The organism is Brevibacterium casei CIP 102111 (assembly GCF_900169275.1).
In the GTDB taxonomy this organism is placed as follows: domain Bacteria; phylum Actinomycetota; class Actinomycetes; order Actinomycetales; family Brevibacteriaceae; genus Brevibacterium; species Brevibacterium casei.
The window spans coordinates 578471-594823 of sequence record NZ_FXZC01000003.1 but is presented as its reverse complement, the minus strand read 5'-3'; the positions used below and the strand labels follow the sequence as shown (position 1 = coordinate 594823).

Annotated in this window: 16 protein-coding genes; 11 read left to right on the top strand and 5 right to left on the bottom strand. The window is 69.4% G+C overall.

The genetic code is table 11. From position 1 onward, the window contains the following. The first annotated feature begins 1 nt into the window (after position 1). From BC102111_RS09790 to BC102111_RS09780, 3 genes are read left to right on the top strand one after another with little or no spacing between them, the layout of a single operon-like run. Positions 2-403 (top strand): sterol carrier family protein, encoded by a 402-nt coding sequence (locus BC102111_RS09790; protein ID WP_009377610.1) that lies wholly within the window; start codon positions 2-4, stop codon positions 401-403. After that, positions 400-1842, top strand: coding sequence for an aldehyde dehydrogenase family protein (locus BC102111_RS09785; RefSeq protein ID WP_101624199.1), 1443 nt, complete (start codon positions 400-402; stop codon positions 1840-1842). Before BC102111_RS09790 ends, BC102111_RS09785 begins: the two co-directional genes overlap by 4 nt. Beyond that, the gene (locus BC102111_RS09780; protein WP_095376172.1) at positions 1839-2753 is read left to right on the top strand and encodes an EamA family transporter; all 915 of its coding nucleotides are present in this window, start codon (positions 1839-1841) and stop codon (positions 2751-2753) included. The genes BC102111_RS09785 and BC102111_RS09780 overlap by 4 nt, the downstream gene beginning before the upstream one ends. Before the next feature lie 45 nt (positions 2754-2798). Here BC102111_RS09780 and BC102111_RS09775 read toward each other — a convergent pair whose 3' ends face one another. Further along, the gene (locus BC102111_RS09775) at positions 2799-3785 is read right to left on the bottom strand and encodes a universal stress protein (RefSeq protein ID WP_101624198.1); all 987 of its coding nucleotides are present in this window, start codon (positions 3783-3785) and stop codon (positions 2799-2801) included. A gap of 136 nt (positions 3786-3921) precedes the next feature. On the opposite strand from BC102111_RS09775, the gene BC102111_RS09770 reads away from it, so the two are divergent. The 3 genes from BC102111_RS09770 to purM are packed head-to-tail and all read left to right on the top strand — an operon-like array spanning position 3922 to position 7044. After that, positions 3922-4404, top strand: a complete 483-nt coding sequence (locus tag BC102111_RS09770) for a hypothetical protein (protein WP_101624197.1) — start codon at positions 3922-3924, stop codon at positions 4402-4404. 44 nt (positions 4405-4448) lie between these two features. Further along, positions 4449-5930: an amidophosphoribosyltransferase gene (gene purF, locus BC102111_RS09765; protein WP_040341654.1), complete on the top strand. Its 1482-nt coding sequence runs from the start codon at positions 4449-4451 to the stop codon at positions 5928-5930. A 1-nt stretch (position 5931) separates the two neighbouring features. After that, positions 5932-7044, top strand: coding sequence for a phosphoribosylformylglycinamidine cyclo-ligase (gene purM / locus BC102111_RS09760; RefSeq protein ID WP_101624196.1), 1113 nt, complete (start codon positions 5932-5934; stop codon positions 7042-7044). 139 nt (positions 7045-7183) lie between these two features. On the opposite strand, the gene BC102111_RS09755 is transcribed toward purM, so the two are convergent. Beyond that, on the bottom strand, positions 7184-7408 hold the full coding sequence (locus tag BC102111_RS09755; RefSeq protein WP_009377627.1) for a DUF3073 domain-containing protein: 225 nt from the start codon (positions 7406-7408) through the stop codon (positions 7184-7186). 128 nt (positions 7409-7536) lie between these two features. Here BC102111_RS09755 and BC102111_RS09750 point away from each other — a divergent pair, with 128 nt between their 5' ends. The 3 genes from BC102111_RS09750 (at position 7537) to BC102111_RS09740 (ending at position 10097) form a co-directional block, all read left to right on the top strand. Then, a complete protein-coding gene (locus BC102111_RS09750) occupies positions 7537-8352 on the top strand; it encodes a DUF8083 family protein (RefSeq protein ID WP_009377628.1) in 816 nt (271 codons plus the stop codon). A 255-nt stretch (positions 8353-8607) separates the two neighbouring features. Beyond that, positions 8608-9213, top strand: coding sequence for a hypothetical protein (locus BC102111_RS09745; RefSeq protein ID WP_101624195.1), 606 nt, complete (start codon positions 8608-8610; stop codon positions 9211-9213). Continuing rightward, positions 9210-10097, top strand: coding sequence for an HTTM domain-containing protein (locus tag BC102111_RS09740; protein WP_232252559.1), 888 nt, complete (start codon positions 9210-9212; stop codon positions 10095-10097). Before BC102111_RS09745 ends, BC102111_RS09740 begins: the two co-directional genes overlap by 4 nt. Here the strand turns inward: BC102111_RS09740 and BC102111_RS09735 are convergent. Further along, on the bottom strand, positions 10018-10968 hold the full coding sequence (locus BC102111_RS09735; RefSeq protein WP_095376170.1) for a LysR family transcriptional regulator: 951 nt from the start codon (positions 10966-10968) through the stop codon (positions 10018-10020). The two genes, BC102111_RS09740 and BC102111_RS09735, sit on opposite strands and share 80 nt — an antisense overlap. Before the next feature lie 71 nt (positions 10969-11039). Here BC102111_RS09735 and BC102111_RS09730 point away from each other — a divergent pair, with 71 nt between their 5' ends. Together BC102111_RS09730 and BC102111_RS09725 are read left to right on the top strand one after the other, a co-directional pair. Further along, positions 11040-12095, top strand: a complete 1056-nt coding sequence (locus BC102111_RS09730; protein WP_101624193.1) for an EamA family transporter — start codon at positions 11040-11042, stop codon at positions 12093-12095. Between the two features lie 20 nt (positions 12096-12115). Continuing rightward, on the top strand, positions 12116-13495 hold the full coding sequence (locus BC102111_RS09725; RefSeq protein WP_063250318.1) for a hypothetical protein: 1380 nt from the start codon (positions 12116-12118) through the stop codon (positions 13493-13495). Here BC102111_RS09725 and BC102111_RS09720 read toward each other — a convergent pair. Then, the gene (locus BC102111_RS09720; RefSeq protein WP_101624192.1) at positions 13471-14781 is read right to left on the bottom strand and encodes a DUF418 domain-containing protein; all 1311 of its coding nucleotides are present in this window, start codon (positions 14779-14781) and stop codon (positions 13471-13473) included. The two genes, BC102111_RS09725 and BC102111_RS09720, sit on opposite strands and share 25 nt — an antisense overlap. Before the next feature lie 74 nt (positions 14782-14855). Continuing rightward, positions 14856-16337 (bottom strand): phytoene desaturase family protein, encoded by a 1482-nt coding sequence (locus BC102111_RS09715; protein WP_101624191.1) that lies wholly within the window; start codon positions 16335-16337, stop codon positions 14856-14858. Positions 16338-16353 lie beyond the last annotated feature (16 nt).

Sequence of the window (16353 nt, the reverse complement as noted above, 5' to 3'; positions counted from 1 at the left end):
GATGGCGATTCGACGACGGATAGACCCCGACGAGGGCAGGCGCGCACTCGAGATGTGGGTGGCCCACGCAGACGCCGACGCAGCCCCGGGCGATCGGGCGACACTGGCGACCGCGGTGCGCTACACCCTCGAGGAGCTCGCCTCCCGCGCCGAGGGCAACAGCGTCGAGGTCCGGGTCCCGCCCTTCGGCGTCACCCAGTGCATCCCCGGCCCCCGGCACACCCGCGGCACCCCGCCCAATGTCGTCGAGACCTCCGCCGAGGTGTGGCTCGACCTCGTCACCGGACGCACTGACTTCGCCGAGGCGCTCGCCGCCGGCACCGTCGACGCCTCGGGCACCCGCGCCGACCTCTCCGACTTCGTTCCGCTCTTCACCTCAGCCGAGCTCGAAGGACCGCGATGAGCGCCCAGATCACCAAGACGACCTCGTTCATCGGCGGCCGACACGTGCCCTCGCTGACGACATACGCGAACATCGACCCTGCCACCGGCGACCACCTCGGCGACGTCTCCCGGGGCGGTGCGGACGAGGTCGACCGGGCGGTCAAGGCGGCGGCGAAGGCACAGCGGGAGTGGAAGCGCTCGAGCCCCGAGCAGCGCTCCCGTCTCCTCGTCACCACCGCCGAGGCGATCCGCACCCACCGCGACGAACTCGCGCGCATCGAATCCGAGGACACGGGCAAACCGCTCACCCAGGCCTACGCCGACGTCGATGTGTGCGCCCGCTACTTCGAGTTCTACGGGCACACCATCGAGGCGTACTACGGCACGACGATCCCGCTGGCCGAGGACATGCACGTCTACACGCGCCGCGAACCCTACGGGGTGACCGGGCACATCGTCGCGTGGAACTACCCGCTCCAGCTCATCGGCCGGGCTGCGGCCACTTCGCTGGCCACTGGCAACTGCGCGGTCGCCAAACCCGCCGATGAGACGCCCCGGTCGACCGTTCGCCTCGCCGAGCTCCTCCACTCCGTCGGGTTCCCCGCAGGGGCCTTCAACGTCGTCACCGGTCTCGGCGCCGAGGCGGGGGCGGCTCTGGCCGCGCATCACGGCGTCGCCCACCTCGGCTTCGTCGGCTCCACGGAGGTCGGTGCGCAGATCGCCCACGCCGCGGCCGAGAGGGTCGTGCCGACGATCCTCGAACTCGGCGGGAAGTCGGCGAACATCGTCTTCGCCGACGCCGATATCGATGCGGCGATCCCCTCGCTCGTGCGCTCGATCATCCAGAACGCCGGACAGACGTGTTCGGCCGGAGCCCGCCTCATCGTCGCCCGCGAGGTCCATGCCGAGGTCATCGAGAAGCTCGCTGCGGCCATGGAGCAGGTGACGATCGGCCACGGACTCGACGACCCGATGCTCGGCCCGCTCATCTCGGTGGGGCAGCAGGCCCGGGTCGAGGGCTTCCTCACCGACATCGGCGACGCCCGCATCGTCACCGGTGGGTCCCGTCCGCAGGGACTGGCCGACGACCTCGGCGGGGGTGCCTTCATCGCCCCGACCCTCGTCGACGGCGTCACCCCGGGGTCGACGATCGCCCAGCAGGAGGTGTTCGGCCCCGTCGTCGTCGCGATGACCTTCGCCGACGACGAGGAGGCCGTGGACCTGGCCAACGGCACCGAGTACGGTCTCGTCTCCGCCCTGTGGACCCGGGAGCTCTCCCGTGCCCACCGGATCGCCGCCGAGGTGGAGGCCGGGCAGGTCTTCGTCAACACCTACGGGGCCGGCGGGGGAGTCGAACTGCCCTTCGGCGGGTTCAAGAAGTCAGGGTACGGCCGCGAGAAGTCGATCGAGGCCCTCGACGAGTACACGCAGACGAAGACGGTCGTCATCAGACTGTGACTCCGGCGGTCCTCACCCTGGTGCTCGTCGCCGCGGTCGCCCACGCCGTGTGGAACCTCGCGGCGAAGACCGTCGCCGGCAAGGGCTATGCGTTCGTCCTCGCCTACCACGGGCTCTCCGCGATCCTGCTCGCCCCGATCGCGATCTGGCTCGTCGCCACCGGTGCGCAGCCGCTGGACTGGGCGCTCATCATCGCAGCGCTCGTCTCCGCTGTTCTCCACATCGGGTACTCGATCTCCCTGCAGTCCGGCTACGACCACGCACCGCTCGGGGTCGTCTACCCCAGCGCCCGGGGGTTCGGGCCGGTGCTCACGATCATCGTCGCCGTCGCCTTCCTCGGGGAGAGGCCGAGCGGGTTCGAGATCACCGGGGCCCTCATCGTCCTCGCCGGCATCGCCGTCGTCACGCTCCAGCCGCGCCGGACCACCGGTCAGCCGCGCGGGATCACCGGGCGGGCGGGGTCCGCCGGCGTCGTCCGGGGCCTCGCGTGGGGCGGTCTCATCGGGGCGTTCATCGCCGCCTACACTCTCTGGGACGACTTCGCCGTCAACCACATCACCGGCTCCCCGCTGCTCTACTTCGCCGTCTCCGAGGTATGCGTGGCGCTGGTCATGGGCGCGGGCATCGTCACGCTTCCCGGTGGGGCGAGCAGGCGGGCGGACCTCCGGTCGATCGTCACCGAGCACAGGTGGGCGCTCATCACGGTCGCGGTCCTCTCCCCGGTCGCCTACCTGCTCGTCCTCTATGCGATGCAGCGCGCCCCGGTCTCCCTCGTCGCACCGGTGCGCGAGACGTCGATCATCGTCGGCACCCTGCTCGCGTGGTGGTTCTTCGGTGAGCGGGGTGTGGCCGCGAAGCTCATCGGTGCGATCGTCGTCGTCGCCGGCATCGGCCTCATCGCTCTCGGCTGAGCGGACGATGAGCGGACGACGAGCGGGTCAGCCTTCGGCTGTGCCTCAGCTCTTGGCGGCCTTCTTCCGACGGGGGACGCGGACGACGCGGACGGGGCAGAGCGCATGCGCGAGGACACCCTGCGAGGTCGACCCGAGGAGTGTCGCGGCGAAGCCGCTGCGCCCGCGCGAGCCGATGACCATCTGGTCGGCCGTCTGGGTCGCCGCGACGAGGACCTCCGTGGCCGGGGCGTCGCAGATCGTCCAGCGGACGTCGAGGTCGGGGAACTCGTCGCGCAGGGTCGCGGAGGCGAGTTCGAACCCGGCTGCGGCCTCGTCGTAGAGCTTCGTCAGGTGCTCTTCGCTCGGCAGCCACTCGGGGGAGAGGATGTGGGCGGCGGTGACGCCGACGAGGTGGAGGGGCTTGCCGTAGATGCGGGCCTGCTCGGCGCCGGCGCGCAGCACCGGGCTGTCGGTGTCGAAGGGGTCGAGGCCGGCGACGATCTGCCCCGTGAACTCGGGATGAGCGCCCGGGCCCTTCGAGGCGTCGACCGTCGGACCCTCCTGCGAGGTGCGCACGGGCGGTTCGATGGGGTTGTGCTCATCGTGCGGCGGGCGCTCGGGCCATGTGGTCGGGATGACGACGGTCGGGCAGTGCGCGTGCGCGGGCATCGCGAGCGCCACCGAGCCGAGCAGGCGACCGGAGAACCCGCCGTGGCCGCGGGCGCCGACGACGGCGAGGTCGGCGTTCGTCGATGCGTCGATGAGGACGCCGGAGGCGTCTCCGGAGGAGACGAGGGTCGACACGGGGACTCCGGCTTCGGTGACGACGGCGGCGGCCGCCTCGGCGAGCTGCTTCGTCGAGTCCTTGACGGTGGTGTCGAAGTCGGCCGGGTAGACGATGTCGGCCCGGCTCATGTTCACTCCGGGGACCGTGTACGCGGCGATGAGGCGGATCTGCGCGCCGGTGAGCTGGGCGTGGTCGATGGCCCAGTTGAGCGCACAGCGGCTGTTGGCGGAGCCGTCGATTCCGACGATGATCGTTTCTGACATGTCCACCCCTTGTGAGAGCCTTCGCGTATCGTCTCCTCAGTCTATGGGATTGCCTGGGAATCGGGGCAGGGCCGCTGGACTAGACTGTGTGCGACTTCGTCGGCCCGGCCGACGCCATCCCCCGCGCAAGGAGATCATGAAGGACCAGATCGACGTCTCGGTGCGTCGCAGCCCCAAGTACGCCGCGTTCATGGCCGTGGGCGCGATCCTCGGCGTCCTCGTCGCCGGACTGCTCACGCTCGTCGTCGATCCCGCACAGATCCCCGCGGAGACGACCGTGGCCAAGGGCGCGGGCCTCCTCGTCGTCTTCCTCGGCATCATCGGCCTCTTCCTCGGCGGTCTCGTCGCGCTCCTCCTCGACTGGCGCGGCCGGCGCAGGGCCCGCGAATTCCGGGTTGAGGCGCAGATCGACATGGTCGACGATCCCAAGGCCGTCGCCGCCCGGCGTCTGGCGGAGATGCGCGGTGAGCCGGTCCCCGATCCCGGGACCGAACCCGGCCCCGAGGCGGGCGGTGAGTCCCCGGATTCCCCCGCCGAGGCGGCCCCCGGGACTCCTGCCGACGACACCGGCGACCGGGGTGACCTGGGACGCTCCGAACGGCCGGGTTCCGGCGCCTGAGGCGGCGGTCGGCGGCCCTCCGGCAGTGTGAGACAATTCTTCACGTGGCAAGAGGAGACGGGCAGCTGACCCACGAAATCGACCCCCTGGACCGCGGCCCACAGGACGCCTGTGGAGTGTTCGGAGTCTGGGCTCCGGGCGAGGAAGTCGCCAAACTTTCGTACTTCGGGCTCTACGCCCTCCAGCACCGCGGGCAGGAGTCCGCGGGCATCGCCGCCTCGAACGGCAGCCAGATCCTCATCTACCGGGACATGGGACTCGTCTCCCAGGTGTTCCAGGAGCGCGATCTCGAACTCCTCCAGGGACACATCGCCGTCGGGCACACCCGGTACTCGACGACGGGATCGCCGTCGTTCGAGAACGCCCAGCCGACGCTCGGACCGACCCCGTTCGGCACGGTGGCGCTCGCCCACAACGGCAACCTCACGAACTTCGACGAGCTCGAGGCCCTCGCCGACTCCCGCAGCGACCACGCGCACCGTGTCGTCGCCGAGGCGACGAAGAAGCGCACCCGCACCCGGGCCTTCCGCGACTCGTCCAACGACACCTCACTCGTCACCGAGCTCTTCGCGACCGAGCAGGGCGAGGACCTCACCGACGCCGCGCTCAAACTCCTGCCGCAGGTCGAAGGCGCGTTCTCGCTCGTCTTCATGGACGAGAACACGCTCTACGCCGCCCGCGACCCGCAGGGCGTGCGACCGCTCTCGCTCGGCCGCCTCTCCACTGGGTGGGTCGTCGCCTCGGAGACCGCGGCCCTCGACATCGTCGGCGCCTCGCACGTGCGCGACGTCGAACCCGGTGAACTCATCGCCATAGACGAGGACGGACTGCGCTCGTTCCGCTTCGCCGAGGAGAAGCAGGCCCGCTGCGTCTTCGAGTACGTCTACCTCGCTCGTCCCGACAGCGTCCTCGACGGGCAGATCGTCCACGGCGCGCGCACGGAGATGGGACGCAGGCTCGCCCGGGAGTACCCGGTCGACGCCGACCTCGTCATCGCCACCCCCGAGTCGGGCACTCCCGCCGCCGTCGGCTACGCCGAGGAGTCCGGGATCCCGTTCGGACAGGGGCTGATGAAGAACGCGTACGTCGGACGGACGTTCATCCAGCCTTCGCAGACGCTGCGCGAACTCGGCATCCGCCTCAAACTCAACCCGATCCGCGAGAACATCGAGGGCAAGCGCCTCGTTGTCGTCGACGACTCGATCGTGCGCGGCAACACGCAGCGGGCGCTTGTGCGCATGCTCCGGGAGGCCGGGGCCAAGGAGATCCACATCCGCATCTCCTCCCCGCCGGTCAAATGGCCCTGCTACTACGGCATCGACTTCGCCACCCGTGCCGAGCTCATCGCCAACGGTCTGGGCGTCGAGGAGATCTGCACCTCGCTCGGCGCCGATTCGCTCGGCTACATCTCCCTCGACGGGATGATCGAGGCGACACGGCAGAAGCGCGACCAGCTGTGCACCGCCTGCTTCTCCGGCGAGTACCCGATTCCCGTCAACACCACCCCCGTCGACAAAGGATGCTGAGTTGAGCCACGACGACAATGCTGTGGAGGCTGCCCCGCAGTCCACGACCTATGCCGCGGCCGGCGTCGACGTCGAAGCCGGCGACCGGGCCGTCGAACTGATGAAGTCAGCGGTCGCCGCCACCCACAACGCCAGCGTCGTCGGCGGCGTCGGCGGGTTCGCGGGACTCTTCGACGTCTCCGTCCTCAAGGACTACACGCGTCCGCTGCTCGCGACGTCGACCGATGGGGTGGGCACGAAGGTCGCGATCGCGCAGGCGCTCGACATCCACGACACGATCGGCTTCGACCTCGTCGGCATGGTCGTCGACGACATCATCGTGTGCGGCGCAAAGCCGCTGTTCATGACCGACTACATCGCGTGTGGGAAGGTCCACGCCGAACGCATCGCCGCGATCGTCCGCGGCATCGCCGAGGCCTGCGCGCAGGCCGATGTCGCGCTCGTCGGCGGTGAGACCGCGGAGCACCCGGGTCTCCTCGGCGTCGACGAGTACGACGTCGCGGGCGCTGCGACCGGTGTCGTCGATGCCGAGAACCTCCTCGGGCCCGACAAGGTCACCGCCGGAGACGTCCTCATCGCCCTGCCGTCCTCAGGGATCCACTCCAACGGGTACTCGCTCGTCCGGCACATCATCGCCGAGGCGGGATGGACGCTCGACCGTGAGGTCCCCGAGTTCGGGCGCACCCTCGGCGAGGAGCTGCTCGTTCCCACCCATGTCTACACGGGCGAGCTCAACGCGCTCTTCACCGCGCTGCCCGGTGCCGTCCACGCCGTCTCGCACGTCACCGGCGGGGGACTCTCGGCCAACGTCGCCCGGGTGCTGCCGCCCGGACTCGTCGCCGCGATGTCGCGCGACTCGTGGGAGATCCCCGCGGTCTTCTCCGTCCTCGGCGACCTGGGCGGGGTGCCGCGCGCCGACCGCGAGAGGACCTGGAACCTCGGTGTCGGCATGGTCCTCGTCACGGCCGCCGAGGCCGCCGACGAGGTGCTCGCCGCCAGCCCCGGGTCGTGGGTCCTCGGCGAGGTCCGCACCGACGACGGGGCACTGGCCACAGAGCTCGACTACGTCCAGGGCGCGAAGGGCGTCGACGGGGGAGCGGCGATCCTCCGCTGACGGGCCGCAGCCGGCGGGCGTCCGCCGGCGGGCCACAGCCGCACGCGCGGCGAGCTGCGCACACGGAAGAGGGGCGGAGACCGAAGTCTCCGCCCCTCTCTCAGTGTCTGAGTTCAGCGTGTGTGATCAGCGTCTGCGATCAGGACCGGCGCTCGGAGTAGTCGTCGTCGTCTTCGTCGTCGACGTTGTACTTGTCCGCGTACTCGGAGTAGTCAGGCTCATCGTCGTAGGGATCGGAGGCGCCGGACTTCTGCGAGTCGGAGCCAAGCTCTTCTTGGAGACGATTCAGGTCGGTGTCCGGGCTGTAGTACTTGAGCTTCCGGGCTACCTTGATCTGCTTTGCCTTTGCGCGGCCGCGACCCACTGGCGTGACCCCCTCCGTCGTCATGTGGGGTGTGCAACCCCGGACTAGATCTCTGCTATGCGCTTAAATCCTACCTGTTCGCGGTGGGAAGTTCCATTTCGCGAACCGACCTTGGATAGGGTGATCCCATGTCCTACAGTCGCGAATATCTCGTCTCCCTGCGGATCTTCGAACCCATCGTGGTTCATTCCGAATTGCAAGACAGGCAGGTCGAGGACAACCGTGCGCGCATCGAGGCGCAGGTGGCCGATGACGCGGATCAGCGCCTGATCTCGCTTCCTCCTAGCCCGGTCGCCGAGTCGTTCCGGAACACACCGATCTTCCTTCCCGCGTCTCAGACCCCGGACGGAGTGGATCGGTTCTCGCCCGCGCAGGAGGACATCCGCGGGTGGGAGGCCCTCGAATCGCTCACCGAGCACACGTCGAAGGCGACCCTTGACATCATCGCTCCGAAGTCCGCGCGCAGGCGCGCGGCGAGCCTGCGTGCGGAGTGGCTCCAGGACACCAAGGACACGCGGATCTTCGCTCGGGTCTCGGCGTGGGATGTGCCCCCGGCGTGGTGGCTGTTCTTCTCCCTCGGGGAGGACCAGGTGATCACCGAGGAGACCGACGAGGGGCTGCGGGTGCTCATCCGCACCGACATCCTCGCCGCCTCGGCGCGTATGGAATGGGCGTCGGAGACCATTGCGGAGAAGTCGAAGGTCGTCGACATGGTCGAGCAGACGAGCGTGCTCGCGCAGTGGATCGACAGCTTCGACATGAACTCGATCCTCGAACTCGACCTCGGCGGGATGAGCGAGGTGCTCTGGCCCAACGAGGGTCCCGAGCTCGTCGACGCGTGGGTGACGGCGCTGAGCAATGACGACCTCGAATCCGCGACCGCCGCGTTCCAGAAGTACGCGGCGGCGTGGGAGCAGCTCAACCTCTACGCCCGCGGTTCGTGACCGACCGTCCCCGGCAGCCCTGCGAGCGCTGAGCAACCCGGTGCCGGGTTGCCCAGCGCCCGGAGGGCTGCCGAGAGTGCGAGATTCCGGCCACAGGTGCCTCGCTCGCTGAGCGTCGGTCGTGACCCGGGACGCTACGATTGTCTCCGAGATCGACGAGGTGGGGCCCCTGCATCGTCTGAGAACACCGTCCGCGCAGCCCAGGTGCCGGACTGAGGGACCGACCGCGGCATGAGAAGGTGAACCCCGCAGCACATGGATGAGAAGAAGCGCCGACTCCTCACGAGCACCCCGCCCGGCGAGCCCCCGACGGACGCCTCCGGAGTGACGGACGCCCCCGGAACCGCGGATGCCTCCGGCGCGTCAGCCGCCTCGGCGAAGGCAGGGGCCGCGAAGGCCCGCACTGGGAAGTCCCCGAAGCCGATGTCGAGGATCGGCATGGGCTGGCGCATCGGGGCGACGGCGATCGCCCTCGTCATCCTCACGGCGGGGCAGTTCCTCAATACCAACGACTTCTTCCCGCTCGGCTCGCTCACGCAGTACGCGACGGCGAAGGATCTCAACGGTGAGGTGAATTCGACGTGCATCGCCGCGCAGTTCCCCGGCGAGGACGAGCCGACCAAGCTCGCGTTCAACATCGACACGGTCGGCATCGAACGCGGCGACGTCGAGTCCCAGCTGCCGCGGGTCATCGCGAACCCCGAGCTGCTCCAGACGCTCGCGGACTCCTACATCCGCCTCCACCCCGGCCAGCCCGAACCCGAGCGGATGATCCTCTGCCGTACGACCACGCAGCTCGAGAACGGGCGCAGCGTCGGCGAACCGGTGACGAAGGTCCTCGCGGAATGGGAGGTGCGATGAGCCCGGCCCCCGCCGCAGCGCCCGGCACAGCGCCGGACACCCGCAATGCGTTCCTCCGCTGGTTCATGCCGCAGCTCCCGCTCGCCCGGGTCGCGGTCTTCCGCGTTGTCATCTACCTCTTCATCATCATCGACGTCCTCACGATCTCCGCCGACGTCATCCCGCACGGCTGGACGCCCGAGCTCTACCAGCCGCTGTGGCTGGCCCGGGTGCTCGGCATCCCTCCGGTGAGCGTGCTCGGCGCGCAGCTCCTGCTCGCCGCGATCATCGTCTTCTCCCTCCTCGCCGCCGCCGGCATCCTTCAGCGCATCAGCGGCTGGGCGGTCGCGGCCACCTTCGGGCTGTGGATGTTCTACACGCAGGGCTACGGGTACGTCGCCCACGATCACATGGCGCTCGTCATCGCCTCCGTCGTCCTCCCCACGGTCGGCGTCGCGCGGTTCCGGGACGGGGGAGCCACCTCGGCGAAGGCGGGATGGGCGCTGCGGGTCGTCCAGATCGCCGTCGTCCTCACGTACTTCTACTCCGTGCTCATGAAGTGGATCGCCTCGGGCAACATCACGCACTGGGCCAACGGCGCGGTGATCATCTGGGCGCTCATGCGCCGCGGCGCGGAGTGGTCGAAGCCGTTCCTCGAGATGCCCGGCCTCCTCATCGCCGCGCAGTGGGCGACGCTCGCCTTCGAGTTCCTCTCTCCGATCGCGCTCTTCCTCAAGGGCAAGTGGCTCTACTTCGTCGTCGCGTTCTTCTGCCTCTTCCACCTCATGACGTACTTCGCTCTCGGCATCCACTTCCTGCCCACCGTCATCTGCTGGGCGGCGTTCCTGCCTCTGGAGAAGCTCGTCCCTCGTCGGTTCGCTTCAGGGCGTCGAGCACGCGCCTGACGGCGACGCGCTCGGCGGTGTCCGGGCGCATGACCGCGACGACCCACCGCCTCGTCGCGACCCCGGTGAGCGGGATGAGGGTGATGCCGGCATTCCGCGGGGTCGTGTATCGGGGGAGGAGCGCGAGCTGGTCCGAGGAGGCGACGATCGCCTCGATGAGGCGGTTGTCCCGGATCCGTTGGACGACGTCGAGGTCGCGACCGGTGACGTGCTCGATCGAGGTGAGAACGGAGTTGAACGGGTAGCCGATCGGAACACCCACCCACTGCCAGTCGACGACATCGGTCGGGTGCAGTGACGTGCGCCCGGCGAGCGGGTGGGCGTCGGCGACGGCGACGTCGATCGGCTCCCTCGCCAGGGGGACGACGGTGAGTCCCTCGGTGCCCGCCGGCCGGGCCGAGACGAGGCTGTGGGCGATGACGATGTCGACCTCACTCGTCAGCCCTGCGAACTCGTGTTCGGCGAGGTCGACGTCGTGGGTGCGCAGGACGATTCCCGGGTGCGTGTCGGCGAGCTCACGCAGCGCATCGGGCAGGAGGTGGGTGAGCGCGCTCGGCAGTCCGGACAGGGTGATCTCCCCGACCGGTTCGCCGAGGTGGCCCTCCCAGTCCGCCTGCACGCGGGCGATCGCGCGGGCCACGTCCCGCCCGCCCGCGGCGAGCAGTCGGCCCGCGGCAGTGAGCCTGAGTCCGCGGCCGGCGGGTTCGACAAGAGCGTGGCCGAGTTCGCGGGCAGCCTGCCTGAGCTGCTGGGAGACCGCCGAGGGCGTGCGGTGGCTGAGACGGGCGACCTCGGTGACGCTGCCGTGCTCATCGAGGGCGCGGAGCAGTTCGAGGTGCCGCGGATCGAGGGCACGCTGCTCGGGGACCATGAAGTCATGCTACACAGTCGATGAAGAACTTTGCGATTGTGCTCAACAGTGGCGGCGTCGAGGATGGAGGCATGTCCTTCAAGCACTGTCTCCTCGCCGCCTCGGTCGCCGTGATGTGGGGGTTGAACTTCCTCGCGATCGACCTCTCGCTCGAGCAGTTCCCGCCGTTCTTCCTCGTCGCATTCCGCTTCGCCCTGCTCGCGATCCCCACCCTCCTCTTCGTGCCGATGCCGAAGGTGAGGTTCCGCTGGATCCTCGGCTACGGGCTCGGCTTCGGGATCCTCCAGTTCGCGTTCCTCTACTGGGGCATGGCCGCAGGCATGCCGGCTGGACTCGCCTCACTCGTCCTCCAGGCTTCCGGGCCGTTCACGGTCTTCCTCGGGATGACGGTCCTGCGCGAGCGGGTCCGTCCGTCCCAGATGGCGTTCCTCCTCGTCGCGATGGCCGGGCTCGGGGTCGTCGGCTGGCAGCGCTTCGACTCCTCGGCGAGCCTCCTGCCCTTCCTCCTCACCCTCGCCGGCGCCTTCGGGTGGGCGATCGGCAACATCTGCAACCGGCAGGCGCATTCGACCGAACCGGTGAAGCTGACGATGTGGATGTCCGTCGTCCCGCCGGTGCCGATGCTCATCGTCGCCCTCCTCGTCGAAGGACCCGACCGGATCGGGCAGTCGTTGACGACGCTGGCGACCCCGACAGGTCTGCTCGGCCTCGCGGGGCTCATCTACACCGTCGTCATTGCCACCGTCATCGGCTCGGGCGTGTGGTCATGGCTGATGTCGCGCAACCCCGCCGGAGTCGTCGCCCCGTTCTCCATGCTCGTGCCGATCGTCGGGATGAGCGCGGCGTGGCTCGTCTTCGGAGAGACGGTGAGCCTCGGCGAACTCTGCGGTGCCGGCCTCGTCATCGTCGGCGTCCTCGGTGCCGGACTCAAGGCCGCGAAGGGGGCGCGGATCGCCGGTGCCCTCGCCGAGGCGGTGCCCGAGCCCGTGCCGGATGTGACCGAGCCAGCCGGGGAGTCGAACCCCGTGTCCGACGTCCCCGCTGGGACGCGGGAGGAGGACGTCCCCGCGGGGACGGCGACGGGGTCCCACCTCGACGATGGCCGAGTCCGAGGAAACGCCCGATGAGGACCGTCTAGGGTGTGAGCATGTCCGAGAACTCTGCCGATCGCGATGGGCCTGACTCCCCAACCGGCGCCCGCCCCGCCTCCGCGTCCACAGCTCGCCTCACCGTCGACGATCTGCTCGCCTCCCCGCGGGGACGCTCGCTGCTTCACTCGGTCGTCGCTGCCTCGCAGGTGGGCCCGGGGACTGATGAGGTGCCGGTGGACGACAGTGAGGTCGACCCGGTGGACGACAGTGACGTCGAGCCGGTGGACGACAGTGAGGTCGACCCGGCGGACGTTCTCGGCTGGGTTGCCCTCACCGCCGCCGAGACGATCGACAGGGAATGGGCGACCGGAATTCTCCTCTCTGAATCCGGGGCCGACCTCACCGAGGTATATGTGGCCGATGCGGCTGCGGAAGCCATCGGGTTGGGCCGTCGGAGTCCCCGCGTTCCCAGTCAGGCCGAACTTGAGCGTGCGATGGCCGAGGTCATCGCGGGTGCGATGTATTGGCAACCGCCTCATCCCGAAGACGTCATCGCGGCCGACCCCGCGATGGTCGAGGCCCTGCGCCCGTGGGCCGAGGTCATCATCGACAGCGGCCTGCTCGACTCATGGTCGGCTGGTCCCGATTTCGATGACCTCTGGGAACTGACCTGGGACGATTCAGATCACACCGGCGATATTCCGACTCGCCTCAGTGCGGAGCCTGCTGCATTGATTTCGGGAGCTGAAGGCGCACCGCCGTCAGGTGCTGGTGCGGCGGCGCTGCGGGCGTGGTCCGCAGAGGTCGCCTCCAGTGAGAGCGAGTACCGGCAGGAGTTCGCGAAGGATCCACGCATGGCGGCCAGCGGCGAATGGTGGTCGACTCCCGCGCATGAGCTGGTGACGACCACCGGCACCTGGCCGAGCGGAGAGCCGATCGGACTCAGCCTCGTCGAGGACGATTTCGGGCTCAGAAGGGCGCGGGCCTGTCGGCTGCGCCTGCGGGACACATTCGGTGTGTTCATCGTCAACGGGCCGGAACAGTGGGCGGTTCTCTGCCGGAAGTATCCGCTCGACGTCACTGCGCAACGGCGGGAGGTCTGGTTCGAGGCGACGGGACGTCGCGGTCGCTGGGTGATCCCGGATTGGTCGCGGGTGGCCGAGGACTACGACGGTGTCTATGTCAGCCTCGCCGGGTACGTGCGCACAGCGGGTGCCGTCGTCGATGTCGGCGACGGCAGCCTGCTCCCCGAGGCCGGCGACAGGCCGAGCTACGGGGACACCGATGACCGCACCGCGAGCCTCATGGCCGGGTGGAACCCCGACACCACGTACTGGCTCACCGATGCTGTCGCCGGCATCGTCGAGGTCGTCGACTGGGCCATGGACGACGAGACCTGCGCGTGGGCAGCTCACCCCGGCCACGAACGGCCGTAGGTGAGGCGACGGAGGACCACCTCGGCGGGGCCTTTGGAGTTCCTCGACTCCATCCACGTCGCCAGGGCGACGGAGATGACCCACACCCCGATGGCGAGGAAGGACGCCGGGGTCGTGTTCCACGTCCGACCCAGCCCGAGGCCCCACGCGGCGAGCAGCGGTGCGAAGACGAGGGACTGGAAGAGGTAGAAGCTCAGCGAACGTTTGCCGAGGTAGGCGATCGGCAGGAGCAGCCTCGGCGGGTTGTCCTGGAGGCGCAGGCCGATGAGGCCGAAGAGGGCGGCGTACCCGATGCCCGCGCACGCCCCGGTGGCCGTCGAGAGGACAGAGAGCAGCTGGACGGGGCCGGAGTCCTCGGCGACCCAGCCGAGGTAGGCCAGCGCCTGCGGGACGCTGCCGAGCACACCGAGAGGGATGCCGATTCCGGCGACGAGGCCGAGGCGGGGACGACGGGGTGCCAGCGGGTTGCGGGACTCGATCCACCGGTGCCGGGCGGCGAGGCCGCCGAGGATGATGCACAGGGGCACGATGAGGGAGAAGGTGCCGAGCACGGTCGCCATCACCCACACGAGGAGGCGGACGCCGATCGCCGTGAGGTAGTTCGTCTCTCCTGTGCCTTGGGTGAGGAGGGTGTCGGTGATCGCCCCGAACGCCGCGGATTCCTCGGGCGTCATGTCCGCGCCGGTGCCCGAGTCGCCTGCGAGGACGAGGGAGACGACGATGAAGAAGACCTGGACGAGGACGAAGAGCGCAAGGATGCCGGCGAGGATCCAGACGGTGATCCTCAGTGCTCGGTCCCCGGCGGCCTGGATGAGGTAGCCGAGGATGAGACCGCACAGACCGTAGGCGCCGAGGATGTCCCCGCCGAAGAGCAGCGCGGCGTGGATGAAACCGAAGACGACGAGCCAGAGGCTGCGGCGCACGAGCATCGAGGTGATCGTCCGCGGGTCGTCGCCGGCGGCGGTGCGGCTGCGGGTGAACTGGACGATGCCGTAGCCGAAGAGGAACGCGAACATCGGGTAGATGCTGCCGTCGACGAAGAGGATCGTGAGCACGGACAGGGTCGTATCAAGCGGGGAGTCGCTCGTCGGGTGGCCGCTCATCATCGTCGCGGCCTTCGTGCCCCACAGGTACGCCGAGACGTTGGCGATCGCGATGAGGCAGAGCATGAGACCGCGGGCGAGGTCCGGGGCGAAGGCCCGCCGAGGCGCGGGAGTGGGAGGGCCGGGCGCGCGACTGCTGTGCATCATCGGAGCCGGCTGGTGCGGGAAGTCTGGGTGCGTCATGTGATGTTTCGGGTCGAGGACGGTTGGACGGTGTCGGACGGGTGAACGGCGACCGCCTCGGCGAGGATCCGGTTTCAGTCCTGCGGGGCGAGGCTGGGGACCTCGGTGATGCCGAACCGGTGCTTGAGCGCGCGCTGCGCGGCGAACCAGCCGTTCATGCCGTGGACGCCGGGGGCGGGCGGGGTCGCCGACGAGCAGAGGTAGGCGCCGGGCACGCCGAGGCTGTAGTTGTCCCAGTTCGTCCGCGGGCGGGCGAGCATCCGGTAGAAGGTGATGATGCCGGTGGCGATGTCGCCGCCTGTGTAGTTCTGGTTGTGCTCGGACATCTGCGAGGCCGGCACCGACCGGTAGTCGACGATCGTGTCGCGGAAGCCGGGGGCGAAGCGTTCGAGCTGCCGAGTAATGTACTCGGCCGGGTCGATCGGACAGTCGAAGGGGACGTGGCAGTACGTCCACAGCGGCCGCAGACCGTTGACCTCACGCGAGGGGTCGAAGACCGTCGGGTCGGAGACGAGGCAGACCGGGTGCTCGGGCATCCGCCCGGCGACGACGTCGCCTTCGGCCGCGGCCATCTGCTCCCGGGTCCCGCCGAGGTGGACGGTGCCGGCGCGCGCGACGTCCGGATCCGCCCACGGGACGGGCCCGTTGAGGACGAAGTCGACCTTGGCCGCGGCGTTGCCGTGCTTGAAGGTCCGCAGGGCGCGCTCGACGTGAGCGGGGAGGAGGCCGGAGAAGATGTCCGCGGCATTGCCCGCCGAGGTGTCGAGGATGTAGGCGCGGGCCGCGGGCATGTCGGCGACGTGGTCGACGCGGACCCCGGCCGTCACCCGACCGCCGTGGGCTTCGAGATCGGCGACGAGGGCGTCGGTGATCGCCTGCGAACCGCCGACGGGGGAGGGCCACCCGCCGGCGTGGGCGATGGTGGCGAGCATCGTCGCCGTCGCTGCCGTGCCCATCCCCGGCAGGGGGCCGATCGCGTGCGAGCCGACGCCGGTGAACAGCGCCTGGGTGGTCTCGTGGGAGAGCGGGATGTTCCACGCGGGACTCGCCTGGGAGAGCAGCCGCATCCCGAACTTCACGACGTTGGCGATGCCCGAGGCATCGCGCAGGGTCGGCGGCAGCGACCGCTTATCGCCGAGGGAGAGCCAGATCGTGTCGTCGACGCGCTCGAGGAGGGGACGGAAGAACCGGTCCCATTCCGGTCCCGCCTCGCCGAGGTGCTCGACCGTCTTCGCAAGATCGTGGAAGGCCAGCGCGGCGGGCCGACCGTCGAGCGGCTGGGCGTAGGAGATCTCCGGGGTCGTGAACTCGAGTCCGCGGGCCCGGAGGTCGAAGTCGACGAAGAAGGGGCTGGCGATCGCGAGCGGGTGGACGGCCGAGCAGATGTCGTTGACGATCCCCGGGGCCAGCCCGAGGTCGAGAGTGCGCGAGCCGCCGCCGATCGTCGGCTGGGCTTCGAGGACCTCGACCGAAAGCCCCGCCCGAGCCATGGTGACGGCGGCCGCCAGACCGTTGGGGCCGGATCCGACGACGACGACATCAGGCTGGGTGCTCATGGCTTCAGTCTAGGTC

Bases quoted from the DNA above. Each gene is read 5' to 3' on its own strand.
- BC102111_RS09785 (WP_101624199.1), top strand. From the start codon at position 400: ATGAGCGCCCAGATCACCAAGACGACCTCGTTCATCGGCGGCCGACAC.
- BC102111_RS09725 (WP_063250318.1), top strand. From the start codon at position 12,116: ATGTCCGAGAACTCTGCCGATCGCGATGGGCCTGACTCCCCAACCGGC.
- BC102111_RS09750 (WP_009377628.1), top strand. From the start codon at position 7,537: ATGTCCTACAGTCGCGAATATCTCGTCTCCCTGCGGATCTTCGAACCC.
- BC102111_RS09720 (WP_101624192.1), bottom strand. From the start codon at position 14,781: ATGACGCACCCAGACTTCCCGCACCAGCCGGCTCCGATGATGCACAGC.
- BC102111_RS09745 (WP_101624195.1), top strand. From the start codon at position 8,608: ATGGATGAGAAGAAGCGCCGACTCCTCACGAGCACCCCGCCCGGCGAG.
- BC102111_RS09770 (WP_101624197.1), top strand. From the start codon at position 3,922: ATGAAGGACCAGATCGACGTCTCGGTGCGTCGCAGCCCCAAGTACGCC.
- BC102111_RS09730 (WP_101624193.1), top strand. From the start codon at position 11,040: ATGTCCTTCAAGCACTGTCTCCTCGCCGCCTCGGTCGCCGTGATGTGG.
- BC102111_RS09775 (WP_101624198.1), bottom strand. From the start codon at position 3,785: ATGTCAGAAACGATCATCGTCGGAATCGACGGCTCCGCCAACAGCCGC.
- BC102111_RS09735 (WP_095376170.1), bottom strand. From the start codon at position 10,968: ATGGTCCCCGAGCAGCGTGCCCTCGATCCGCGGCACCTCGAACTGCTC.
- BC102111_RS09740 (WP_232252559.1), top strand. From the start codon at position 9,210: ATGAGCCCGGCCCCCGCCGCAGCGCCCGGCACAGCGCCGGACACCCGC.
- BC102111_RS09715 (WP_101624191.1), bottom strand. From the start codon at position 16,337: ATGAGCACCCAGCCTGATGTCGTCGTCGTCGGATCCGGCCCCAACGGT.
- BC102111_RS09790 (WP_009377610.1), top strand. From the start codon at position 2: ATGGCGATTCGACGACGGATAGACCCCGACGAGGGCAGGCGCGCACTC.